The organism is Collinsella sp. AF08-23 (genome assembly GCF_003479805.1).
GTDB lineage: Bacteria > Actinomycetota > Coriobacteriia > Coriobacteriales > Coriobacteriaceae > Collinsella.
Genome location: NZ_QUHV01000006.1, coordinates 59,392 through 83,302, shown reverse-complemented (window position 1 = coordinate 83,302; position 23,911 = coordinate 59,392). Strand labels below are relative to the sequence as shown.

The following is a 23,911-nucleotide window of genomic DNA, read 5'->3' as shown; positions in this document are numbered from 1 at the left end:
CGTGTTGATTGCGAATAATGTCGGTGCGCTGCCTACCTGCACTTTCAATGAGTGGATTAAGGGTGATATCTCAGCGCCCCCCAATTTCACTGCAACATTTCGCGATGATGCTTTGATGATTTCCGGTCAGGACCTAAACAGCTCGGGCATGCGCATCAAAATGAGCTCATCGATCTCGCTCTGGAGGGTCCGATATGCCAGGAGTGCGCGTTCGCCCTCGGGCGTGAGGCGAGAGCCACGCGCGCCGTCGCGCACCAAGAGCTCGCAGCCCAGATGCCCCTCCGCCTCGCGCACGATGCGCCAAGCCTTGGAGTAGGCCATACCCATGCGCTTCGCCGCACGGTTGAGCGAGCCCTCCTCCGCCACCCCTTCGAGCAGCGCCGCGCAACCGCCCCCGAACGCGCCGGGGAGGTCGCGCGCGTCGTCGGAGATGGTGAGTCGGGCATGGGCGGACAGCGGCATGGAATCTCCAAGTGTGTTGGGCGGGCTTGTTTGCAGCGGCTCGCGGATAAACGCGGCGCTCGCGCGCCTGCGAAGGGCCCAGATGGGCAGACCCTTTGAAGTCTTGCAACGACAGTCATTGTAGCAGTGGGTCTGCGATACAATACGCACCACTTATATTGGGCGCCAAAGGCGCGTGGCGCGATGGTCGCCGCATACGCCGGTAGCAGTGAGTCGAAGGAGCGACATGGCAACGTTTTTCCCTGGTGAGTCCCACACTTTCTCTGAGTATCTGCTCGTCCCCGGGTACTCATCCTCGGAGTGCATTCCCAATAATGTTTCCCTCAAGACCCCTCTGACGCGCTTCAAGCGCGGTGAGGAGCCCGAGATCACTCTCAACATCCCGATGGTCTCCGCCATCATGCAGTCCGTTTCCGGCGTTGACATGGGCGTTGCCCTTGCCACCGAGGGCGGCATCTCCTTCATCTACGGCTCCCAGACCCCCGAGTCCGAGGCCGCCATGGTCAAAGCGGTCAAGGACCACAAGGCGGGCTTCGTCGAGTCCGATTCCACCCTCACGCCCGACATGACCATGGAGCAGGTCATCGCCCTCAAGGACAAGACGGGCCACTCCACCATGCCCGTCACCGACGACGGCACGCCTCGCGGCAAGCTGCTCGGCATCGTGACGAGCCGCGATTATCGCCCCAGCCGCGACGACCACTCCAAGAAGGTCGCCGAGTTCATGACGCCCCGCGCCGAGCTCATCGTGGGCGACAAGGACATCACCCTCAAGGATGCGAACGACCTCATCTGGGACAAGAAGCTCAACGCCCTGCCCGTCGTGGACGACAACGACCATCTCGTCGGCATCGTGTTCCGCAAGGACTACGATTCCCACAAGACCAACCCCAACGAGCTGCTCGACGCCAACAAGCGCTACATGGTCGGCGCCGGCATCAACACTCGCGACTACGCCGAGCGTGTGCCGCTGCTCGTCGAGGCCGGTGCGGACGTCCTGTGCATCGACTCCTCCGAGGGCTACTCCGAGTGGCAGAAGCGCACCATCGAGTGGATTCGCGCCAACTACGGCGATTCCGTCAAGGTCGGTGCCGGCAACGTCGTCGACGCCGACGGCTTCCGCTTTTTGGCCGACTGCGGCGCCGACTTCATCAAGGTCGGCATCGGCGGCGGCTCCATCTGCATCACCCGAGAGACCAAGGGCATCGGCCGCGGCCAGGCCACCGCGCTGATCGACGTCTGCCGCGCCCGCGACGAGTACTTCGAGGAGACCGGCGTCTACGTGCCCGTGTGCTCCGACGGCGGCATCGTCTACGACTACCACATGACCCTCGCGCTCGCCATGGGTGCCGACTTCCTCATGCTCGGCCGTTACTTTGCTCGCTTCGACGAGTCTCCGACCTCCCGCGTGAACGTCAACGGCCAGTATATGAAAGAGTACTGGGGCGAGGGCTCCGCGCGCGCCCGCAACTGGCAGCGCTACGATCTGGGCGGCGCCCAGAAGTTGTCCTTCGTCGAGGGCGTCGACTCCTACGTGCCTTACGCCGGCTCGCTCAAGGATGGCGTGAACGGTACCCTGTACAAGGTCAAGTCCACTATGTGCAACTGTGGCGCGCTCTCCATCCCCGAGCTGCAGGACAAGGCTCGCCTCACGCTCGTGTCCGCCACCTCCATCGTCGAGGGCGGTGCCCACGACGTCGTGGTCAAGGACTCGCAGCAGACGGTGAGCTACAACTAAGCGGCCGATCGACGACACGGACCACGAGCGGGGCCCGCGCGGACAAGTTCTGCGCGGGCCCCGCTGCGATAGGGGAGCGGGTGAGGTCGGTCTCACCTGCAAGACCTGTTAGAATCTTGAGCGTTACCGACGCGGCGCGGCGGGTCTTGATTGACCGCTGCGCTTGAACGATAGGAGCCAACCATGTGCGATTGCCACGAGCATTGCGGCACCGAGCGCCAGGCGGGGGAGATCCCGTTCTACGACGCTCGGGCCATCGAGGAGAAGTGGATGAAGTCCTGGGAGGAGCGGAATCTCTTTGCCGTGGACACCGACTCCACCAAGCCGAAGAAGTACATCCTCGAGATGTTCCCGTATCCTTCCGGTGATCTGCACATGGGGCACGCGCGCAACTACACCATCGGCGACGCCATGGCCCGTCAGGCTCGTATGCGCGGCTACGACGTGCTGCATCCCATCGGCTTCGACGCCTTCGGCCTGCCCGCCGAGAACGCCGCCATCAAGCACAACACCCAGGCGGCGGCTTGGACGTATAAGAACATGGACCAGGCCCTCGCCACCATGAAGCGTATGGGCTTCTCCTACGACATGGACCGTCTCGTGAAGACCTGCAGCCCCGATTACTACCGCTGGGGCCAGTGGATCTTCGAGAAGCTGTGGGAGCGCGGCCTGGTGTATCGCAAGAAGAACCCAGTCAACTGGTGCCCCACGTGCGAGACCGTGCTCGCCAACGAGCAAGTGACCGAGGGCCGCTGCTGGCGCTGCGACTCGGAGGTGGAGAAGCGCGACCTCGAGCAGTGGTACATCAAGATCACCGAGTACGCCCAGGAGCTCCTCGATGACCTCGAGAAGCTGCCCGGTTGGCCCGAGCGCGTCAAGCAGATGCAGGCGAACTGGATCGGGCGCTCCGAGGGCGCCGAGGTCGATTTCACCCTGTGCGATGCCGAGGGTGACCCCATCCCGGGCGACGAGGGTAAGATTACCGTCTTCACTACGCGCGCCGACACACTGTTCGGCAACACGTTCTTCCTGCTCGCCCCCGAGTACAAGGGCCTTATGGAGCTTGTCGAGGGCACCGAGTACGAGGCAGCCGTCCGCGAGGTCGTCGAGGGCGCCAAGCACATCTCCGCCGTCGAGCGCGCCCAGGGCACCCTCGAGAAGCACGGCGCGTTCACAGGTCGTTACGTCGTCAACCCCGTCTCCGGGGCGAAGGTGCCCGTGTGGGTGGCCGACTACGTCATCTCCGACTACGGCACCGGCGCCGTCATGGCTGTTCCCTGTGGCGACCAGCGCGACTTCGAGTTCGCCAAGAAGTACGACCTTCCCATCGTTCCGATCATCCTCACCGAGGACGACCCGCTGTACGGGGACCTCAAGGACGAGCGCGCCACGCGCGTGACTTCCGTCGACTGGGACGAGGCGCTTACGTGCGAGGGCACCCTGGTGCAGTCCGGTAAGTACACCGGCATGACGGGCGGCAAGCATTCCGAGGGCGAGGCCGCCATCGTTGCCGACCTTGAGGCTGCCGGCACCGGACGCCGCTCCGTGCAGTACCGTTTGCGCGACTGGCTCATCTCCCGCCAGCGCTACTGGGGCAACCCCATTCCGGCCATCCACTGCGAGCACTGCGGCATCGTCCCCGTGCCCGAGGACCGGCTGCCGGTGACCCTGCCCGAGAACCTCGACCTCGGCGCAGGTGAGACGCTCGCCGAGTGCCGCGAGTTTTACGTGACCACCTGCCCCGTGTGCGGAGCCCCGGCCCGCCGCGAGACTGACACCATGGACACCTTCACGTGCTCCAGCTGGTACTACCTGCGTTACACCGACCCACATAACACCGAGCTCCCGTTCTCCCGCGAGGCCGCCAACCGCTTCATGCCGGTCGATAACTACATCGGTGGCATCGAGCATGCTATCCTGCACCTGCTCTACAGCCGCTTCTTTACCAAGGCTCTGCGCGACATGGGGCTGCTCGACGTCGATGAGCCCTTCACCAACCTGCTGTGCCAGGGCATGGTGAAGGACGAGAACGGCGACACCATGTCCAAGTCGAAGGGCAATGTCGTCCCGCCGAGCTCGGTCATCGAGCCCTTTGGCGCCGACACCATGCGCCTCGCGATCCTGTTCATCGCCCCGCCCGAGAAGGACTTCGACTGGGACCCCAACGCCGTCGAGGGTGCGAACCGCTTCATCAAGCGCGCGTGGCGCACCGTGTGGCAGCTCGCCGAAACCGCCGGCGATGCGACTGCTCTCGACAAGTCGACGCTTTCCAAGCCCGCTCTCGAGCTCTACCGTGAACGCCATCGCACCCTTGCCAAGTGCACCGAGGACTTCGACCGCGGCCAGTTCAACACCGCGATTTCCGCCATGATGGAGCTCGTGAACGCGGCGAACGCCTACCTGAACGCCGTTCCCGCAGATGAGCGCGACGCGGCGCTCACCGCGCTGGTCGCCACCGACATCGTGTCGGTCTTGGCGCCCATCTGCCCGTTCGCCTGCGAGGAGCTGTGGCATGAGGCGCTCGGTCGCGAGGGGAGCGTCTACACCGCGCCCTGGCCCGAGTTCGATGCCGCCGAGGCCGCCGCGGATGAGGTCGAGATCGCCGTCCAGGTGCTCGGCAAGATGCGCGCCCGCGTGATGGTCCCGGCCGACGCCGACGCCGGCACCATGCAAGCCGCCGCTGAGGCAGCTGTGGCCAAGCACATCGAGGGCAAGACGGTCGTCAAGGCCATCTGCGTGCCGGGCAAGCTTGTGAACCTGGTCGTAAAGTAGCTCGACCCGCGGAATAACTGCAGAGCGCGTTGTTCCGTTGCGGAATGAGAGAGCGTGGTGTGGATCCGGATGACAATTTCGGATCCACATTTTTCTACCCACAAGGCGGTGGAAAGCAGTCGCCAGGACCGCCGAAGAAGTATTTTGACAGCCGAAGATAACGCTGTGTTGCTTCGCCCTGCCCAAAGTTTACCGGGGCTTTCGGTCGATCGCGCGACCGCACTATAGTGCGGTAAAGGTCTACCTTGACAGGTAGACCTTATAGTTCGCTCAATGTGAATGGGAGGCGCCATGTACCTAGATCCCCATCCTGGAAAGCACTATTGCGACGGGTGCCGGAACTTATTTCCAGACGAACAGTTGCATCAAATCGAGGGAAAGAATGGCAATTTCTGCGTCGATTGCATGAAGGGGTTCTATGGAAAGACTGCTTGCGTTGTCTGCGGGAAAGAAATCGACTTCATCGACTCTATTCAAAGCGAGAGGGGCTTGACGTGCCATAGGTGCTATTCGGAGATGTACCCAAACGGGAGGTTCTACGAATGAGTTCCACACAGAAGCGCACGATCGACGCCGCTAGCGTTCTTTGCGGCGCGTCAGCCGCAGTTTGCGCCGTCATTGCGGCGATCATAGCAATCTGGGCTTTCTCGGGAGGGTATGATGCAACTCGTATTGGATTGGCTCAAATCCAATACGATGTTGTGTATGATTTCAGATGCCTTCCTATATTTAATCGCCACAGAATCATCGAAGAAGGAACGAACGAATGGAATGAGGCAACGCTGCAAGAAAGGCGTGCATCACAAGAAGCGAAGCGGGATGCCGCTAGAATCGCAGGTGATGCGCAGGTTCGTGCTTTCAGGTATACGGGCGGTGCAAGCATCCTTCAAGTCTTTTTCTCTGTTGGCCTATGGCTCCTGTCCTCCTTATCCTGCCGTCGGTTATATCTTTCAAGTCGCATGAGTTCCAGGAAGCTGACGGGTCCTGCATATGTGCTCGTATGCGTTGTGCTGTGTGTTTCAACTTTTCTTTTGGTTAACTTCATCGGCTCATCGCTGGGAAATCTTTTTTCCGAGGATATCGGCCCCTATATTGGAAGCAAGGCAATTCATGGATGGAAGTTCGGAGTTCTTTCATTGCTCGGGACGGTGGGGTTGGAGTTTAACAGGAACCCATTCCTTACGAGTGTCGTGCTTGTGGTTCTGCTTTGGGGTCCCATGTTTTGGCTTTGGTCAAAAGCTGTCGCGCTTATCTCTCGCAGCATGAGCTCAGATGAGGAGGAGAGCCAAGAGGGCAATTCAGCTCAATGCGAGGTCTCGCCTGATGACAATCGTCTATGAATACGGTTGATTGGAGCGCACTTGGATTACACGAAGTTGTCTGTAATGCCCTGTAGCCACAATTGTGTTGTGCGGAATTTGTGGTGGACGCGGGCGGGAACAGCTTTGCTCCATTGTGCAAAATTGCCCCGTATGCTGGGAATGTGTTATAGTCCACCTAAATGAAGTTGTTACGTGAAGGGAGTGCGGGTTCGCCCGTGCTCCCTTTTCATGAAAGAGAGGTGTTGCATGGTCAAGAGCAAGCTCGAGCAGGACATCATCGACGCCCTGGAGGCCCAGGCTCCCCTGCATGGCATCGACGTGGTCGATGTCGAGGTCGTGGGTGCCACCAAGGCCCCCTGCATCCGCGTGCGCCTGGACAAGCTCGAGGGGGACCCCATCAACCTCGACGAGGTCACCGCGCAGACTGCATGGGTTTCCGATACCGTCGAGGCCCTCGACCCCATCTCGGGCTCCTACACGCTTGAGGTGAGTTCCCCGGGCATGAAGCGCCCCTTGCGCCGTCCCAGCGACTTCGTCCGCTTCCAGGGCGAGGAGGTCGAGCTCACCACCACCGCGATGGAGGGCCGCCGCTCGTACAAGGGCGTCATCGCGGCCGCCGACGATGCGTCCGTGACCATCCAACCCGAGGGCGAGGACGCCGCCACTATCTCCTATGACGATGTAAAGAAGTGCACTTTGAAGCCCGTTTACGACTTCAAGGGCGTTAAGGAAGGGAAGTAAGATGGCAGACGCCGATATGACCATGATGGAAGCACTTATGCTTCTGTGCCAGGAAAAGCACATCGATCAGCTCTACCTGCTTGACCGTCTCGAGGCGGCCCTGGCCGAGACCTATGCCAAGGTCCTCAAGCTCGACTGGGGCGCCAAGGTCACCATCGACCGCGCCACGGGCAAGATCTACGTGTATCGTCTCGAGCCCATCGACGACTCCATGGATGAGGAGGGCAACTTCACCGAGTACGAGGAGATCGACGTCACGCCCAAGGACGTCAGCCGCCTCGCCGCCCAGACCGCCAAGGCCGAGATCAACGCCATCGTGCGCAACGCTGCCCGCGAGCAGATCTACGAGGAGTTCTCCGGCCGCGTCGGCGACCTCATCAACGGCACCGTGTTGCAGTCCACGCCCGACTTCACCATCGTCAAGATTCGCGATGGCGTTGAGGCCGAGCTGCCCCACTTTGACCAGCGTCGCTACCCGGATGAGCGCAACGAGCGCCCCAACGGCGAGCGTTATCTGCACAACCAGCACCTCAAGGCCGTCATCGTCGACGTCCGTGACCCCAACTCCACGCTGCCTCCGGTGCGCGGTGAGCATTCCCGCCCGCCGATCGTGATCTCGCGCACCCATGCCGAGCTCATGCGTCGCCTGTTCGAGCAGGAGGTTCCCGAGGTGTACGAGGGCACCGTCGAGCTCAAGTCCATCGCTCGTGAGCCTGGTCAGCGCTCCAAGGTCGCCGTCCACTCCCTCGACGACCGTCTCGACCCCGTGGGTGCCTGCGTGGGTCCCAAGGGCAGCCGTGTCCGCGCTGTCGTGGGCGAGCTGCGCGGCGAGCGCGTCGACGTCATCCTGTGGGACGAGGACCCGTCCGTCTACGTGGCGAACGCGCTTTCCCCGGCAAAGGTGACCCGCGTACTCATCGATCCCGATAAGAACTACGCTGGCGTCATCGTCCCCGACGACCAGCTCTCGCTCGCCATTGGTAAGGAGGGCCAGAACGCCCGCCTCGCAGCGCGCCTCACCGGTTGGCACATCGACATCAAGAGCGAGACCCTCGCCGCCGACATCCTCAAGAACGTCCCGCTTGCTCCCGAGCCCGTGGTCGAGGACTTGATTGACGAGGAGTCCGGTGACTTCGAGCCCGAGCGCTGCGCGCACGTGAGCGAGGACGGCATCCGTTGCCGCAACCAGGCCCGTCCCGGCTCTCGCTACTGCGGCGTGCACGATGTCGATTCCCTCGACGGCGCCGACTCCGATGCCATCGCGAACGCCGAGGACCTCATCTAGTCTGCAGGCGCGTCCGCGCACCCGAGTCCGTTTGATTGAAGATGCGCACGTCGATGTGCGTGAGAGGTAGGTGAAAGATATGGCGAAAGTCCGTATTTCCAGCCTGGCCAAGGAGTTCGGCATGACGTCCAAGGAACTCATGGGCCACCTTGAAGAGATGAAGATCCCGGCAAAGTCGGCGTCGTCGACCCTCGAAGACGCCTTCGTCTCCATGGTCAAAAAGCAGCTCGCTCCCGTGATCGAGGCGCGCGCCGCCGAGGTCGAGGCCGCTAAGCGCGCCGAGGAGGAGGCCGCCCGTGCCGCCGAGCGCGAAGCCGCCGCCAAGGAAGAGGCCGAGCGCCTCGCCGCCGAGGCTCGCCGCGAGGAGGAGCGCCGCCTGTCCCAGGAGGCCCAGGCCGCCGCTGAGGCCGTCCGTGCCGCCAAGGAGGAGGCCGAGCGTCGTGCCAAGGAGGAGGCCGAGAAGGCTGCTCGTGAGGCGGAGCTTGAGGCCAAGCGCCGCGCCGTCCCCGCTTCCGATTCCGGCATGCGCTTCCGTTCGTTGCTCGATCAGATCGCCGAGCAGGAGGCCGTGCTCAAGGAGAAGAAGGCAGCCGAGGCTGCAAAGCCCGCGAACGAGTCTCGCAACGAGCGCGGTGGCCGTCGTGGCAACCGTGGTGCGAACACCTCATCCGATAAGGGGTCGGAGACTCCGACGCGCAGCCGCCGCCGCAGTTCCGCACCCGCGGCGAATATGCCCGACAACTTCCCGCCCTCGCCTGAGAAAGCCGGCAAGGGTGGCAAGAAGGGTCGCAAGGGTTCCGTGCACGACACCCATGACGGCGAGGATCGTTACGCTCGTATGGCTCGCGAGGCGGAGGAGTACAGCCGCGAGAAGGTGCTGGCCGACGCCCGCGCTGCCGTGGAAGAGGCTTCCCGCGAGTCCTCCGGTCGCCGCAAGAAGCGCAAGGAGAAGCGCCAGGCCGAGGCGGCAGCCGCAGCCGAGGAGCGCAAGATCGAGGAGGCTCTGGCTCAGGGCATCAATCCCGAGGACCTCGACGCCGTCAAGGTCTCCGAGGGCGTGACCGTCGCCGAGCTCGCCGAGGCCCTCGACGTCTCCGCCAACGACATCATCAAGCGCCTGTTCCTGCTGGGCACCCCGCTCACCATGACGCAGACCATGAGCAACGACCTCGTCGAGCTCGTCGCCGACGACCTGGGTCGCCAGGTGCGTATCGTTACGGCCGAGGAGGAGAACTCCTTCAGCTTCTATGACGATCCCAAGGACCTCAAGCCGCGTCCGCCCGTGGTCACCGTCATGGGACACGTCGACCACGGCAAGACGAGCCTGCTCGATGCCATCCGCCACACCAACGTGTGGAGCGGCGAGGCCGGCGGCATCACCCAGCACATCGGTGCCTCCGAGGTTACGATCAACGGTCGTCAGATCACGTTCGTCGACACCCCTGGCCATGAGGCCTTTACCGCCATGCGCGCCCGCGGTGCCAAGATCACCGACGTGGTCGTGCTCGTGGTCGCCGCCGATGACGGCGTCATGCCTCAGACCATCGAGGCCATCAACCACTCCAAGGCGGCTGGCGTGCCGATCATCGTCGCGGTGAACAAGTGCGATAAGCCCGAGGCCAACCCCGACAAGGTCCGCCAGATGCTCACCGAGTATGGCATCATCCCCGAGGAGTGGGGCGGTCAGAACATGTTCGTCAACGTCTCGGCCAAGAAGGGCCAAGGCATCGACGAGCTGCTTGAGACCATCCTGCTGCAGGCGGACGTCCTCGAACTCAAGGCCAATCCCGACACCTTCGCATCCGGTACCGTCATCGAGGCCAAGCTCGACCGCGGTCGCGGCCCGGTCGCGACCCTGCTCGTCACGCGCGGCACCCTGCACGTGGGCGACACCATCGTCGCCGGCATGAGCTACGGTTCCGTCCGCGCCATGCTCGACCAGCATGGCGAGCACAAGGATGCCGCATGCCCCTCCGACGCCGTCGAGATCCTCGGCCTCAACTCCGTGCCTGCCGCAGGCGACGAGTTCCGTGTATTTGAGGATGCCCGCGATGCCCGCGACCTCGCCGAGCAGCGCTCGCTCAAGGCCCGCATCGAGGAGCAGAACAAGGTCAAGCACGTCACGCTCGAGACCCTGTTCGACGAGATGAGCCAAAACGAGCTCAAGGAGCTCAACCTGGTGGTCAAGGCGGATGCCCAGGGTACCATCGAGGCGCTCGCGGACTCCATCGGCAAGATGGATCAGTCCGAGGTCCGTATCAACATCATCCACTCCGCCGTTGGCGCGATCTCCGAGACCGACGTCACGCTCGCCGCTGCCTCGAACGCCATCATCATCGGCTTTGGCGTGCGTCCGCAGCCCAAGGCGCGCGACGCGGCCGAGAAGGAGAACATCCAGATCAAGACCTACTCCATCATCTACAAGGCTATTGAGGATATCGACGCTGCCCGCATCGGTATGCTTGCGCCCACGGAGGAAGAGGTCCAGACCGGTGCCGCTGAGGTTCGCGAAACGTTCCGCGTGCCCAAGGCGGGTCTCATCGCCGGCTGCATGGTCACCGAGGGCGAGATCAGCCGCGACGACAAGGTGCGCGTCGTGCGCGACGGCGTCGTGGTATTCGACGGCTCCTTCGGCTCCATGCGCCGCTTCAAGGATGACGTCAATGTGGTCAAGAGGGGCTACGAGTGCGGTCTTGGCATCGAGAAGTTCCAGGACATCAAGGTCGGCGACATTCTCGAGGCCTACAAGATCGTCGAGGTCGCGAGGACAGAGTAGCCTGCGACTGGCTTCCTCAGGCACCCCACCTTGCCCTTCAATCGTCGGGCGCCGCACGCAAGGCGTGCGCCCTCCTCTTTCAGGGCAATCTGGGGCATCTGAGAAACCCAGGCCGGGTGGCCTTGCTCGGTGATCCCGTTTTTGATGGACGCTCTTGCGCTCGCCCGAATCTGGGGCACCTGGAAAAGCCTTGAGGCACTTTGCTTGTACGATCTGGTTTGTCAGGACGAGCGAGTAGGGTGTGTAACGAGAAGAACCTTCGTGGGTATATGAGAGGGCAACGTGCGCGTGCGTGCGTTGTCCTTTCGTAGCCTACACAGACCTTTTGGGGAGCTGGTGTTGTATGAAGCAGACGCCTATGACCCGCCGCTTGGGTGAGCAGCTGCGTGAGAAGCTCGGATATATCCTTTTGTTCGAGATCTCCGATCCTCGTCTCGAGCTCGTGACGCTCACGGGTGTCGAGGTCTCCCAGGACCGTTCATTCGCGCGCGTGTTCGTGAGCTGCGAAGGCGATCGCTATGAGGAGGTGCTGGACGTCCTTAACGCGGCCAAGGGCAGAATTCGCAGCCTTCTTGCACGTTCGCTCGACTGGCGTGTGACTCCCGAGCTCCAATTCAAGATCGACCGCTCCACCGACGAGGCGGAGGCGATTAGCCGTGCCCTCGAGAACATCCCCGCGACCCTCGCCGTCGAGAAGGACGAATTCGGCTATCCCATCGAGGATGCCGATGTTGAGAAAGATATGAGTGATGAGCAATAGCACGTCGCCTTGTTCCGGTCGAAGCACGACGCCCGATATGTGGGCGGGTGTCATAGATTTCGTCGAGGGCGCCCGCACCATCGCGATCTCGGGGCACACGAATCCCGATGGTGACGCCCTCGGCTCGGTTCTCGGGCTCGGCGCTTCGATCAGGGCGCAGTTTCCCGACAAGCGCGTCGACTTTCTGCTTGCCGACGATGGCTCCATCCCGCGCATATACCGCTTTCTGCCCCTTGCCGGGGAGCTGGAGCCCGCTGTTCGGCATGCGGAGGCGTACGACCTGTTCATCTCGGTCGACGTTCCCACTCTCGAGCGTCTTGAGGATTCCGCTGCGGTGGCTAAGCAGGCTCGCGGTCGCGTGGTGATCGACCATCATCCCTCGCGCGAAGAGTTCGGCGACGTCACGGTGCGCGTGACGTCGGCTGCCGCGACCGCAGTCCTTGTGTACGAGCTCCTCGATGCTGCGGGGTGGCCCTGCACGCCTGACATCGCGTCGTGTCTCTTGACGGGCTTGATGACCGACACCGGGCGCTTTCAGTATCAAAACGCCAATCCCTCGGCGTTTGCCTGCGCCTCTCGTCTGGTCGACGCCGGTGCCCAGCCGGCACGGATCGCCCTCGAGGTGTACCAGAGCCAGCGCATTGAGTATCTGCATCTCGAGTCGATCGTGATGAGCCGTATCGAGACGCACGCGTGCGGTCGCGTTGCCTACAGCTACGCGTTTGCCAGCGATCTTGTCGAATGCGGTGTCAAGCCGGCGGAATGCGACGGCCTGGTCGATATCGTGCGTCAGGTTGATGGATCTGAGCTCTGCCTGTTTTTGCGCGAGAGCGAGCCGGGTGTGGTGCGCGGCAACCTTCGTTCGAAGGGCAAGCTCGACATCTCCGGAATCGCCGTCGAACTCGGCGGCGGGGGGCACGCCGCGGCAGCGGGATTCACCTTCCATGGAACGGTTGCCGAGGCTGCCGAGACGGTGCTCCCCAAGCTGGAGGCGCTTCTCGCTTAGGGCTCGTCACACAAAGCACGACCAAGGGGATGGGCGCGAGATGCGCATGCCCCTTGCGTACACGTGAACATATTCGCCAGAAAGTGAGGATCGCATGGCGAAGCGCAAGCCGAGCGAGCTCAATCTCCTGCTCGCTGTCGATAAGCCGGTGGGTATCACCTCTCACGACGTTGTGTCCAAGGTGCGTCGCGCCCTGGGCGAGCGCCGCGTGGGTCATGCCGGAACCCTTGACCCGCTTGCCTCAGGCGTCATGATCGTGGGCGTAGGCCAGGCGACGCGGTTGTTGGGGCGTGTCACCCTTGACCGCAAGCGATACCTCGCGCGCATCACGTTTGGGGCCGAGACCACGACCGACGATGCGGAAGGAGAGGTCACGCGCACTGCTCCCGCAACGGACGATCTTAGTTCTCGGCTCTTCGCCTCGAGCATCCTCAAGGATTTTCTCGGTGAGCAGGAGCAAGTCCCGCCGGCGTACTCCGCGATTTCCATCGACGGTGTGCGATCGTACAAACGAGCCCGGGCTGGGGAGGATGTCGATCTCCCAGCGCGCACCATCGAGGTGTATGCTGCCGACCTCGTGGCGATAGACGAGGTCGACGGCCATGTTGTTTGGACAGCTTCGTTTGATGTGAGCAAGGGGACGTACATCCGCTCCCTTGCGCGCGACATCGGCCGCGCTGCGGGCAACGCCGCCCACATTTCCGACTTGCGCCGTACCGCCTCGGGTCCCGTTACGGCTGGCATGTGCCTGCGCATCGAGGACCTGTCGTGCGAAGGTGCTCGCGCCGCCGCGCTCGATCCCGCCGTCGTGCTCGGCATGCCCGTGCGTACGCTCAGCGATGCCGAGCTTGCTGCCGTTCTGAATGGTCGCGCGATACCGAACCACTTTGCGGGAGGCTCTCTTGGGCGCCCGGCCGATGTTCCCATCGACACTCCGTGCGCGCTCACACACGGCGGCCAACTGCGCGCCATCGCGAGCTCAGAGGGCGATAGCCTACGCATGGAGACGGTCTTTCCCCAGGGTATCGAAGGTGTTGCGCAATGACGCGCGTACAGGACGCGGCTTCATCGCATACGGGCGCGCACATGCCCGGGGCGCACATGCCCGCGCGTGCAGAGCTCGCGCGCGACTTTCTCGTCGCCCCCCTTGCCTCTGATGCCGACGTGAGCGGTAGCCATACAACCGTTATACGTGTGGGTGACGATGCTTCGCCAGCGACGCCCGTGCCGTGCGTCGTTGCCATCGGGGCGTTCGACGGTGTCCACCGGGGTCATCTCGGCCTGCTTTCCCGCGCGCGTCGTGATGCAGCTGAGCGTGGGGTTGCTGCCATTGCCGTCACGTTCGACCCCGATCCGGATGAGGTGGTGGGTAAGCGTCCCGCACTCAAGCTCCTGAGTATCGCCGATCGCATCAAAACCCTTAGGGCGTCGGGCACGGGTGTGGTGGTCGTTCCGTTCACGCGCGAGCTTGCCGCCCTCGATCATGTGGCCTTTTTTGAGCAGGTCCTCGCTCCGTATGTGGACATCCGCGCGATACACGTTGGCGTCGATTTTCGCCTTGGCGCACGTGGCGCCTCGACCGTCGATGTCATTCGTGCCTGGGGTGCGAATCGCGGTGTTGAGGTTACGGGTCACGAGCTGCTTATCGATGGCGACGCACCCATCACGGCCACGCGCATCCGGCGCCTGATCGCCGCGGGTGACGTCGTGGCCGCCGCCGGTGAGCTCGGACGACGGTTCTACGTGCACGGTGTTGTTGCGCCGGGGCGCGGAGAGGGCGCGGGAATGGGATTTCCCACTGCCAATATCGAGGTCCAAGCGGACATACAGATGCCCGCCGATGGCGTCTACGCGGGATTCGCGCGTGTTGGAGGCGAGGTCTGGCCCGCCGCGATCAACGCCGGCGTGCCCCCGATGTTTGCCGACTCCGTCGCGTCCGCCCGCCTCGAGGCCAATCTAATTGGCTATCACGGTGACCTGTACGGCCGGGAGGTCTCCATCGCGTTCGATCGCATGATGCGTCCCTCGCATTCATTCGAGTCCATTGACGCGCTTATCCGGGCGGTCGAGGGGGATATCGCACAGATTGCGGCAGATTATGGTACGACGCCGGTGAGGATCGCATGATTTCTGAGGACGACAAGAACAAGGTACGTGACGCGACCGATCTCGTCGCGCTCATCCAAGAGACCGTCGAGCTCAAGCCGCGCGGCAACACCGACCTCTGGGGTTGCTGTCCGTTCCACGGCGAGAAGACGCCTTCCTTCCACGTGATCCCCTCCACGCAGGTGTGGCATTGCTTTGGCTGCGGTGAGGGCGGCGACGCGTTCACGTACGTCATGAAGCGTGAGAACCTGAGTTTTCCCGAGTCCATTCGATATCTAGCGGATCGCGCGGGCATCGAGCTCGAGGAGGAACGCACCTTCAAGCGTTCCGGCACCAAGCGCAATCGCCTTATCGAGGTCTGCGAGGCGACCGCCGAGTTCTACCATACTCTGCTCATGCGGGGTAAAGACGACCGCGGTCGCGCATACTGCAAGGGACGTGACCTCGATGCCGCCACCTGTCGCACGTACCACCTGGGGTTTGCGCCCGGCCATGGCGCACTCGTGCGCTATTTGGGGTCCAAGGGGTTTACGCCGCAGGAGATGATCGATGCCAATGTGGCGTTCCGCAGTCGCAGCGGCGGGCTTGTCGACCGCTTCTTCGACCGCGTGATCTTTCCTATCTACGACGAGCAGGGTCGGTGCATCGCGTTCGGCGGTCGCGCGCTCGATAAGGAGAAGACGAACGCCAAATATCTCAACACGTCCGAGACGCCCATCTTCCACAAAGGCAAGAACCTCTATGGGTTCAACTGGGCCAAAGATCACATCGTGAACGCGAACGAGGTCATTGTGGTCGAAGGCTATATCAGTGCGATGAGCTGTTGGAAAGCGGGTATCGAGAACATCGTGGCCGTGCTGGGGACTGCGCTCACCGAATCGCACGTCAAGACGCTTACGCGCTTCACCAAGAAGATCATCTATATGTTCGACGGCGACGCCGCCGGGCAAAAGGCGGCTCGCCGCGCGATCCAGTTCATCGAGAAGGACGACATCGACCTGCGTTGCGTCATCCTGCCCGATGGTCAGGATCCCGATGACTTCGTACGCGCAAACGGCGGCGAGGCCCTGCGGGCGCTCCTCGATCAGTCCATCCCGCTCATGGACTTCGTCTTTGGAAAGCTCGAGGAGGAGAGCGATATCTCCACACCGGGTGGTCGCGCCAGGGCCATGCGCTCCGCGCTCGAGCTCATCTACCCGCTGCGTGCGAGTTACATGATCGACGGTTATTACATGCAGATCGCCGACCGCCTGGGACTCGACGTTGAAATGATCCGCTCGAACGCCGGCAAGGTGTTTCGCGAGGTTCAGCAGCGCGAGGAGGCCAATCGCCGTCGCGAGCAGCAACGCGAGCGCGCGCATGCGGAGCGTGAACGTATCGGTGCCGAGGGCGGGGGAGCGCCTCGCGCGCGCGGGAGTGAGACGATTGCGTCCGTCGGGAGTGCGCCTGCCGCCCCTGGAGCCACCTCCGCCGTCGACTATCCGCCATATGATGAGCCGTACTATGAAGACGCACCGTACGATTACGTTCCGGATGCTCCCGATGTCGTTGGTGCGGAACCACCCGCGCGCAACGAGGACGCGGCGCTATCCATGCTCACCGACCTCGAGCGCCGTCAGCTCGCCTGCGAGCGTGAGCTGCTGACCATGCTCACCACCTACCCCGACGCGTTCAGGCCGTTTGCGGAACGCATCACCGAGGTTGAATGGGTCGATTCCCGCAACGAGACGATAGCCTGGTCTGTTCTCGCAACGCCCGAGGGCACGGGTGCCGCTGAGGTCATGTCGGCCGCACGCGCGGTGTGCCCCGAGGCGGCGCAGCTCGTGTCGGCCGGTATGATCTCGGCGACGAGCAGGCATCCTACAGAGACAAACATCGCCTTCCTGCTCGACACGCTCGAACTGTACACGGCACGTCGTCGCATGAAGGCCGCGCAGTCGCGCCTGCGGTCCAACAGCTCGCTTTCGAGCGATGAGCGCAGGGAGCTCGCCATCCAGGCAACACGGGATGCCGCGCGCATTCGAGAGCTCGAGCGGGCCGTTGAGGGGATAGCCGACCCCTTCCGGCAATAACGAGATTGTCAGAAAAGCGCAATCTTCTGGCACAATTGGGTATAGAACCGTGGTAAAGTAATGAATCCTATGTGCTAAGAAGGGAGCATCTGTGCCAAGAAAGACTCAAAGCACTGAATCCGCGCTGGACGCGACCATCGAAAAGCTGCTCAATCTCGGCTCGAAGTCCGGTTCCGTCACTGAGGACGAGATTCAGGTTGCCCTCAAGGATGTCGATGTAACTGATGCACAGCTGAGCTCTATCTACCAATTCCTCCGCGATCGCGGCGTCGAGATCGTCTCTGCCACCGAAGACGATGAGTCCGAGCTGGTTGTGGACGATGACGACCACGACGTTATGAGGGACGAGGATCTCGACGGGGACGAGAGCGACGAGGACCATGACCTTAAAATGGCCAAGCGCGCGGATGCCGAGATGGCCTCGACTAAATCGAAGAAGAAGGCTCGTACCGTGCGCACCACGCGCAGCCGTTCGCGCGCTCGCGGCATCGACGCCTCAACGGTCATGCTGACGGGTGACCCGGTTCGCATGTACCTTAAGGAGATCGGCAAGGTCGATCTGTTGACGGCCGCCGAAGAGGTCGACCTGGCCATGAAGATCGAGGCCGGCCTGGACGCTGCCGACAAGCTCGAAAAGCAGGAGGCTGGCGAGCTCGAGCTCACCCGTGCCGAGATGCGCCGCCTCATGCGTGTCGAGCAGGTGGGTTTGGACGCCAAGCAAGCGCTCATCTCCGCGAATCTCCGCCTGGTTGTGTCCATCGCCAAGCGCTACGTGGGTCGCGGCATGCTCTTCCTCGACCTCATCCAGGAGGGCAACCTCGGTTTGATTCGCGCGGTCGAGAAGTTCGACTACGAGAAGGGCTTCAAGTTCTCCACGTACGCCACGTGGTGGATTCGCCAGGCCATCACGCGTGCCATCGCCGACCAGGCCCGCACCATTCGCATTCCGGTCCATATGGTCGAGACCATCAACAAGCTCGTCCGCGTGCAGCGTCAACTGCTTCAGGACCTCGGTCGCGACCCGACCCCCGAGGAGATCGGCGCCGAGATGGACATGAGCGCCGACCGTGTGCGCGAGATCCAGAAGATCTCTCAGGAGCCCGTGTCGCTTGAGACGCCCATCGGCGAGGAAGAGGACTCCCAGCTGGGTGACTTCATCGAGGATGCCCAAGCGGTCGTTCCCGCCGATGCCGCGAGCTTCTCTATGCTGCAAGAGCAGCTCACGCAGGTGCTCGACGGCTTGGCCGAACGCGAGCGCAAGGTTATTGAGCTGCGCTTCGGGCTTGTCGACGGTCATCCGCGCACGCTTGAGGAGGTTGGACGCGAGTTCGGCGTCACGCGCGAGCGCATCCGTCAGATCGAGTCCAAGACCCTGGCCAAGCTGCGTCATCCCAGCCGCTCCAGCAAGCTCAAGGATTACCTCGAGAACTGCTAAGTCAATATGAGCGTATGCTCTTTTGCGCCCCTTGCGAGCCCTGTGCTCCAAGGGGCGCTTTTCGTACTTGTCCTGGCGGGCGAGGGCCCCGACTCCCGTGATCGCAGGGGAGGGATTGCGGTGGCTCATCTGTATACAAAAAGACCCGCGAGAACGCGGGTCTGAAAATTCTGGCTCCTCGAGTAGGACTCGAACCTACAACAACGCGGTTAACAGCCGCGGGCTCTACCATTGAGCTATCGAGGAATTGTCAAGCTGCTCACGTGCTGTGCTCCTGAGCAACGAAGTTAATTATACGGAACGTCCCGCGTGACGCAAGCCCCAATTTTAAAAAAGTTTTTGAGCCGTGGATGGGTCATGGTCAGGAACCGTGGATGGCCTTGCTGATGTCTGTGCCTGCGCATCGAAGAATAGCTGTAGGGTTTTGATCCGTGCGCTACACATTTGTGCATTCTGCCGCGCTGTTCACAGGGAGAAGGGCCTGAATCTGTCGAAAGGTCGATATTCCGCGCGATTTCAGCGACACGTTACCTTTATCTTTATTGGCGACAAACGTAAGGTAGGGCATGTCATCGGTTGATTCATATCCGTTGATTACAGACAGCCGCCCTACCAACGGGTGATGATTTCCTCGACGCTCGAAGATGAGCGTTCGCCAAGCTGTAGTTGCTTGGGTGTGTTCGTCTCATATGGAGGTAGACATGTTTGGGTTGCATCGCAATCGGCGGGAGTCAGACGAGGCGCGTCCGCTCGGAAAGCTTACACGCTCCGAGGCCGTTGGTGGGGTCGCCATAGCCGCACTTGCGGTTGGCTCGATGCTCATTGGAGCGCCTGTGGTTGCCCGTGTGCTCCCTGCCGCGGCAGATACGCTTAAGGCGTCGATCCCCAGCCAGGAGAGCTCCACGGCTGCCACTGATCGCGCTCAAAAGGAAGGCGGGGTTTTGTCAACGTCGGCCAAGGAGCGTGCGGAGAGCGGTGAGTATCCGGAACTCACGCCGGAAAGCGAGCCATGGATTGGGCGTCCTGCTCAGAACGTGCTCGTTGATCGCGCGTACACATCGCGTCGCGTCGAGTTTCCCGTCGGCAAGCCTGTCACGCTCAACAATGAGGAATGGGCTGCAAGCGAGGCCAAGGTGACGTTTGGGTGGACGGGTACCATGCGTGTGACGTGCAACGGCGCAACTGCATATGAGGATTACGCCAGTGCCGGCATAGCCCAAAATGCCCTCAACTTCGATGCCAACTCCTCCGATTGGCAGGACAAGGCAGAGGCGATTGGCTTTGGCCGTGAGCCGTACCAGCTGGTTGTGGTTGACATGACGTTCGAAAACGTTGATGCCACGCCGCAGACGGCAGACCTCGATGAGTTCTATGCTGCTTATCTTGGCTTGTACAATGAGTCAAGTTCCATTGGGGACTATGCCCAGGAGGGTTATTTCCTCGCGTGGTCTAGCTGCGACCACGAGGTTCGCGATGAGCATGCCGAAGGCGATGGTGTGTGGACGTCGAGCTCGTTCTCGTTGGACCCCGGTGCGTCACAAGACGTTCAGGTGGCATTTTGGGTGCCAAAGCGCGAAGTCGAGGAGGTGCGTGCGGGCAAGGGTGAGTTTGTCGCCCGCATTGGCGACACCTTTGAGTCCGAAGGGGACGCCGGGGATCTGCATTATTCCTCTAAGGCTGTTTCTTGGCGTCTTGACCTACAGGAAGGCAAGTGAGTAGCCTCGACGGTGCATGTTTGTCGCGGAAGTGATGGTTACAATTCGGAGCATGATGCAAAGGCAGAACGTACATATTCCAACGGTGTTGTGGGTTGCCTGGGGCATACTGCTCTGGGCAGGTTATCCGGCGATGGGAGAGAGCGCCTCGATGAGCCGCGACCCCGTTTTCACGGCGATGGCGCTGGGGGTTTGGATCGTTGCGGCGGTCCTGCTGTTGAACCCGGGGCTGTGCAATCGGCTCACTGTTCCTCGCCGTGTGTTTGGCGGGGCGGCCACGTTTGTGGCGGGGTGCTCATACACTCTGGTGCAGGTGTTCGCGGGTTTCCTAATGGGCCAGCTGCCCTATGTGCTTGATGAGCGCCTCATCTGCCTCATTGCGTCTGCAATTGCCGCTGCATGCTGGTCTTGGGAGGGGATTTTCCTTGCGAAGGGGTGCGGGGGACGTGACGATGCGGGACCATCGGGCGTCTCCCGTGTTTTTGACGCGCGTCGAATGCGCATGGTGCCAGCGTTGTTCTTTTGCATCGGATGTTTACGGCCTCTCGCCATGATGTGGTGCTTTCCCCATTTTGCATGTGGGGCTTTGTGGGGAACGCAGGTTGTGGGGAATCCGATGGCGAGCTTGGGGCTCGTGGCATCCGTGATAGGCGTCGGCATGTGGGTGGTTCGAATTGCGCGGCCTGGTGTTGGAAGTCCCACGGGAGTATCACGGCGTTACGCATGCGCCCTGCTGGGCTCATATGCATCGGGCGAAGTCGCCTCCTATGCGGCTTCGTGTGCGATTCCTCTAAGGGGGCCATTTGGAGAGCTTGCCTCCTATGGCCTGTGCATGGTTCTGGTTGTGGCGGTGATCGCCGGCGTGTTTGTGGTCTGGCGGCATACGGGACAAGAAGCTGTGGAGGGCGGAGCCGACGAATCGTCTTTGGACTTGGACGAGGGAGACGAGCGGCGGCATGAGCGACTGGCTGAGACGTACCATCTGACGGAGCGCGAGACAGTGTGCCTTCTCCTTGCGCTGGATGGGATGACCTCCGCTGCCATCGCGGAGCGATTGGGCATCAAGGCTCCGACCGTTCGTGCGTATCAGCAACGTGCGTACCGCAAGATGGAGGTCGCCTCGCTCACAGAAGCACGCGAGCTGGTCGCCCGGCAGGCAGTCGTTGAGCCCCTGTCATCACCAGACACGCCTACTCCGAATGAACGAGAGTCCTTTAAGCGTCGCGGCTCGGGTCGTCTCCGTGGTGTTCAGCGCGCATCGCGTGCGTTCTGCTCGGCAACAGTGGGTTTTGCCATCGCTTCGGTTGCCCTGCCAACCGCTCTTGACCAGTCATGGGGCGCGGGCGACGTTGTACTTCGCGCAGGGATCGTGATGGCATGCACGGCGGCTGCATGGGCATTTTCCCACACGGGGACGGATGGGGGCGTCACGGCTTCTCTGCGCTCTGCGCATAAGCTGTCCTCTTCCCGGGGAGGACGCTTGGTAGGCGACGAGGCCTTCGAGCCGTTCGGCCCGCAGGCTCGAGCTGCCACGTGGGGAGTCCTATGCGAGATCGTCTTCGCGTCGGCAATTCCGGGATTATTGAGCTGCGCTGCCATCGTGGCCATCGTGCTCTGTGCAATCTCCTCGTCCATCTCTTGGATGTGTCATCACGATGCCGGAGGGGCGGCGATCTCGTCTGTCCCCGTCGCTCCCACGTCTCCGGGCGTGACGCTTGACGTTCTCCATGTTGTCTACTTGGCGCTGCTTTCCCTTATGATCGGCATTGCTTGGGAGGAGGTGTGGCGCTCGGCCTCACCGCTCAGCTTCGCACCGCTCATGATGCCACTGTTCGGATGCATCATCGTTGTGTGCGTTGGAGGGCTACGCTCCCAAGGGGTGGGGGCCACGCGCCAGCTTCTCAGCGGCACGCTGGTGGTTGTGTTCGCTGCGGAATCAGGGCAAGCGTCCGTCGCCCTCTTTGGCACGTCCGTGCTTGTAATCTACCTGCTCGCATTGTCTTTACGCAACACGGTGCGGATGTCGGCTCGTGGGTTGCCGCTCTGTGCGCTGTTTGGGGTGGCGGGCATCCTCGGCGGTGGCAAGGTGACGAATGTGTACGCCGACCTCTCATATGCCCAGTTTAGAGATGTGGTTTTCGGAGGATACGCGTCCATGGGAGATGTCGTACCGGCGAGCGGCATGGGCGATGTCAGAACCGCGATGCTCGTGGCGATTGTCACCTGTCTGACCTTGTTGATGCTCCTGACCGTATGGGCGGGTGTTCGGCTTCTTACCGATGTCCGTAATGAGCGCTATGCCGCGGCGCTCCTCGCTTCTCACAATGAGGATCGTTCTCGGCTGGAGAGTTACCTTGCAGGTCGAGGCCTCAACTCTGTCCAGGTTGAAGTTGCGCTGCGTATCGTCGCGGGGGAGTCGGGCCCACAGATCGCCCGCGCGATGTGCTATTCAATCGGCACCGTCAACTCCGCCCGGGATGCCGCCTATCGACTGCTACGCGTTCATCGTCGCGCCCAGCTTGTTGCTTTGCTGCGAAGGGATGCGGGGCTTTAAGGCACTGAACAATGTCCTTCTCGAGTGTTTCCACGCCGTGTGCGCCTGTCATCAGGCGCACACGGCGTATTCATATCCTCTGATGGCAGACGAAGCCGTTCGCGCCTCCTATGTTCCTTGTCGACGTATGACCGCGATGCGCGTGCATGAGCCGCGCTCGAGGAAACACGGGGAAAGGAAGGCCATCGGATGTCTGAATTGCTCAATGGCGGGTGTCGTGCTGGTAGGCCAAGGCGCAAGCACGCTGGACGCAAAGGATGTGCACTGTTGATGCTTTTAGCGATGTGCTTGGCCGCTGCATGTGCATGGGGAAGTAGCTTCGTGTTTGGAGGGCCATCCTCACGTCTAGAGGAGTTTCCCAGGCGTTCGCAGGAGCCCATCGTCGCGCCGCTGTACCAAAACCCGGAGTATCCGTCGGGATGCGAGGCGTTTTCGCTCGCTATGTGTCTGCGTTCGATGGGGTATTCGGTTGAGCCTTCCGCGCTCATAGACACGTACATGCCGACCGACCCCACGTGGAGCGATTTCGTCAACCATTTTGCAGGCGACGCGCGGAGTTCCGGCAGCGCCATGCCGCCCGCCGTGGTAGTCTGCGCAGATGCGTATGCGGCTGCCGTGGATGCGCCACTCCACGGCGTTGAGCTCACCGGGTGCTCCTTCGATGAGGTTGCAACAGTTGTCGAACGTGGGTACCCCGTGCTCACGTGGATCACGACGGATTTCGAGTCACCGCGCTTTTCCACCACGGGCGCACGTGGCTATCGCCTGTATCGGAACTTCCATTGCGTATTGCTTTACCGTGTTCAAGGTGGGGTTACCTACGTCGCCGATCCGCTCGTCGGCCTCGTCGAGTACGATACGAACTCATTCCAAACCCTGTGGGAGGAATGCGGCAGCCTCGCGATGACAGTATCGGAATCGTAGAGGCAAGTCTCCGTTGCGACGCGTGGCGACCTGTGGGTGCCCAGGGATATACCCCGAATGCGAGTTCCGCACAAGCCGAAGGCCACTTAATGTGGCCTTCGTGCGAGCAGGACTGTTCGAGCAGGCGGGGTATATCCCTGGGCATCAACAGGTCGCCATCTTCGCTTTTTATGCGCTCCGCGCGAAATTCTATTCACCATGTTCGACATCCGCCATACCGTGTACAATGGACAAAGACCTTTA

At 61.9% G+C, this 23,911-nt stretch carries 16 protein-coding genes and 1 tRNA gene; 15 read left to right on the top strand and 2 right to left on the bottom strand.

Going from position 1 to position 23,911, the window contains the following annotated elements:
- Positions 1 to 126 precede the first annotated feature (126 nt).
- Entirely contained in the window at positions 127 to 462 is a 336-nt protein-coding gene (locus tag DWV48_RS04845) for a winged helix-turn-helix domain-containing protein (RefSeq protein WP_118653709.1), read from the bottom strand.
- Positions 463 to 688: 226 nt separating this feature from the next.
- On the opposite strand from DWV48_RS04845, the gene DWV48_RS04840 reads away from it, so the two are divergent.
- From DWV48_RS04840 to rpoD, 12 genes are all read left to right on the top strand, one after another.
- Positions 689 to 2,200 (top strand): IMP dehydrogenase, encoded by a 1,512-nt coding sequence (locus DWV48_RS04840; RefSeq protein WP_118653708.1) that lies wholly within the window; start codon positions 689 to 691, stop codon positions 2,198 to 2,200.
- Positions 2,201 to 2,383: 183 nt separating this feature from the next.
- Entirely contained in the window at positions 2,384 to 4,972 is a 2,589-nt protein-coding gene (leuS, locus tag DWV48_RS04835) for a leucine--tRNA ligase (RefSeq protein WP_118653707.1), read from the top strand.
- Positions 4,973 to 5,514: 542 nt separating this feature from the next.
- The gene (locus DWV48_RS04825) at positions 5,515 to 6,312 is read left to right on the top strand and encodes a hypothetical protein (protein ID WP_118653705.1); all 798 of its coding nucleotides are present in this window, start codon (positions 5,515 to 5,517) and stop codon (positions 6,310 to 6,312) included.
- A 228-nt stretch (positions 6,313 to 6,540) separates the two neighbouring features.
- A complete protein-coding gene (rimP, locus tag DWV48_RS04820) occupies positions 6,541 to 7,035 on the top strand; it encodes a ribosome maturation factor RimP (protein WP_118653704.1) in 495 nt (164 codons plus the stop codon).
- Position 7,036: 1 nt separating this feature from the next.
- The gene (gene nusA / locus DWV48_RS04815) at positions 7,037 to 8,320 is read left to right on the top strand and encodes a transcription termination factor NusA (RefSeq protein ID WP_118653703.1); all 1,284 of its coding nucleotides are present in this window, start codon (positions 7,037 to 7,039) and stop codon (positions 8,318 to 8,320) included.
- A 79-nt stretch (positions 8,321 to 8,399) separates the two neighbouring features.
- Positions 8,400 to 11,096, top strand: a complete 2,697-nt coding sequence (gene infB / locus DWV48_RS04810; protein ID WP_118653702.1) for a translation initiation factor IF-2 — start codon at positions 8,400 to 8,402, stop codon at positions 11,094 to 11,096.
- 343 nt (positions 11,097 to 11,439) lie between these two features.
- Entirely contained in the window at positions 11,440 to 11,856 is a 417-nt protein-coding gene (rbfA, locus tag DWV48_RS04805; protein WP_118653701.1) for a 30S ribosome-binding factor RbfA, read from the top strand.
- Positions 11,857 to 11,893: 37 nt separating this feature from the next.
- Positions 11,894 to 12,862: a bifunctional oligoribonuclease/PAP phosphatase NrnA gene (locus DWV48_RS04800; protein ID WP_118653753.1), complete on the top strand. Its 969-nt coding sequence runs from the start codon at positions 11,894 to 11,896 to the stop codon at positions 12,860 to 12,862.
- Between the two features lie 94 nt (positions 12,863 to 12,956).
- Entirely contained in the window at positions 12,957 to 13,907 is a 951-nt protein-coding gene (gene truB, locus DWV48_RS04795; RefSeq protein ID WP_118653700.1) for a tRNA pseudouridine(55) synthase TruB, read from the top strand.
- Positions 13,904 to 14,989 (top strand): riboflavin kinase, encoded by a 1,086-nt coding sequence (locus DWV48_RS04790; protein ID WP_233546152.1) that lies wholly within the window; start codon positions 13,904 to 13,906, stop codon positions 14,987 to 14,989. Before truB ends, DWV48_RS04790 begins: the two co-directional genes overlap by 4 nt.
- On the top strand, positions 14,986 to 17,040 hold the full coding sequence (gene dnaG, locus DWV48_RS04785; protein ID WP_118653699.1) for a DNA primase: 2,055 nt from the start codon (positions 14,986 to 14,988) through the stop codon (positions 17,038 to 17,040). The genes DWV48_RS04790 and dnaG overlap by 4 nt, the downstream gene beginning before the upstream one ends.
- Positions 17,041 to 17,131: 91 nt before the next feature.
- On the top strand, positions 17,132 to 18,475 hold the full coding sequence (gene rpoD / locus DWV48_RS04780) for an RNA polymerase sigma factor RpoD (protein ID WP_118653698.1): 1,344 nt from the start codon (positions 17,132 to 17,134) through the stop codon (positions 18,473 to 18,475).
- Between the two features lie 171 nt (positions 18,476 to 18,646).
- Here the strand turns inward: rpoD and DWV48_RS04775 are convergent.
- Positions 18,647 to 18,721: transfer RNA gene (locus DWV48_RS04775), tRNA-Asn, on the bottom strand.
- 455 nt (positions 18,722 to 19,176) lie between these two features.
- Between DWV48_RS04775 and DWV48_RS04770 the strand changes: the two genes are divergently transcribed.
- From DWV48_RS04770 to DWV48_RS04760, 3 genes are all read left to right on the top strand, one after another.
- A complete protein-coding gene (locus DWV48_RS04770) occupies positions 19,177 to 20,190 on the top strand; it encodes a hypothetical protein (protein WP_118653697.1) in 1,014 nt (337 codons plus the stop codon).
- An 832-nt stretch (positions 20,191 to 21,022) separates the two neighbouring features.
- Positions 21,023 to 22,744, top strand: coding sequence for a LuxR C-terminal-related transcriptional regulator (locus DWV48_RS04765; RefSeq protein ID WP_199588900.1), 1,722 nt, complete (start codon positions 21,023 to 21,025; stop codon positions 22,742 to 22,744).
- A 189-nt stretch (positions 22,745 to 22,933) separates the two neighbouring features.
- Positions 22,934 to 23,668, top strand: coding sequence for a C39 family peptidase (locus tag DWV48_RS04760; RefSeq protein WP_118653696.1), 735 nt, complete (start codon positions 22,934 to 22,936; stop codon positions 23,666 to 23,668).
- Positions 23,669 to 23,911 lie beyond the last annotated feature (243 nt).

Coding starts and splice junctions, on each gene's coding strand:
- DWV48_RS04845 (WP_118653709.1), bottom strand. CDS start 462: ATGCCGCTGTCCGCCCATGCCCGACTCACCATCTCCGACGACGCGCGC.
- DWV48_RS04840 (WP_118653708.1), top strand. CDS start 689: ATGGCAACGTTTTTCCCTGGTGAGTCCCACACTTTCTCTGAGTATCTG.
- leuS (WP_118653707.1), top strand. CDS start 2,384: ATGTGCGATTGCCACGAGCATTGCGGCACCGAGCGCCAGGCGGGGGAG.
- DWV48_RS04825 (WP_118653705.1), top strand. CDS start 5,515: ATGAGTTCCACACAGAAGCGCACGATCGACGCCGCTAGCGTTCTTTGC.
- rimP (WP_118653704.1), top strand. CDS start 6,541: ATGGTCAAGAGCAAGCTCGAGCAGGACATCATCGACGCCCTGGAGGCC.
- nusA (WP_118653703.1), top strand. CDS start 7,037: ATGGCAGACGCCGATATGACCATGATGGAAGCACTTATGCTTCTGTGC.
- infB (WP_118653702.1), top strand. CDS start 8,400: ATGGCGAAAGTCCGTATTTCCAGCCTGGCCAAGGAGTTCGGCATGACG.
- rbfA (WP_118653701.1), top strand. CDS start 11,440: ATGAAGCAGACGCCTATGACCCGCCGCTTGGGTGAGCAGCTGCGTGAG.
- DWV48_RS04800 (WP_118653753.1), top strand. CDS start 11,894: ATGTGGGCGGGTGTCATAGATTTCGTCGAGGGCGCCCGCACCATCGCG.
- truB (WP_118653700.1), top strand. CDS start 12,957: ATGGCGAAGCGCAAGCCGAGCGAGCTCAATCTCCTGCTCGCTGTCGAT.
- DWV48_RS04790 (WP_233546152.1), top strand. CDS start 13,904: ATGACGCGCGTACAGGACGCGGCTTCATCGCATACGGGCGCGCACATG.
- dnaG (WP_118653699.1), top strand. CDS start 14,986: ATGATTTCTGAGGACGACAAGAACAAGGTACGTGACGCGACCGATCTC.
- DWV48_RS04770 (WP_118653697.1), top strand. CDS start 19,177: ATGTTTGGGTTGCATCGCAATCGGCGGGAGTCAGACGAGGCGCGTCCG.
- DWV48_RS04765 (WP_199588900.1), top strand. CDS start 21,023: ATGGTTCTGGTTGTGGCGGTGATCGCCGGCGTGTTTGTGGTCTGGCGG.
- DWV48_RS04760 (WP_118653696.1), top strand. CDS start 22,934: ATGTCTGAATTGCTCAATGGCGGGTGTCGTGCTGGTAGGCCAAGGCGC.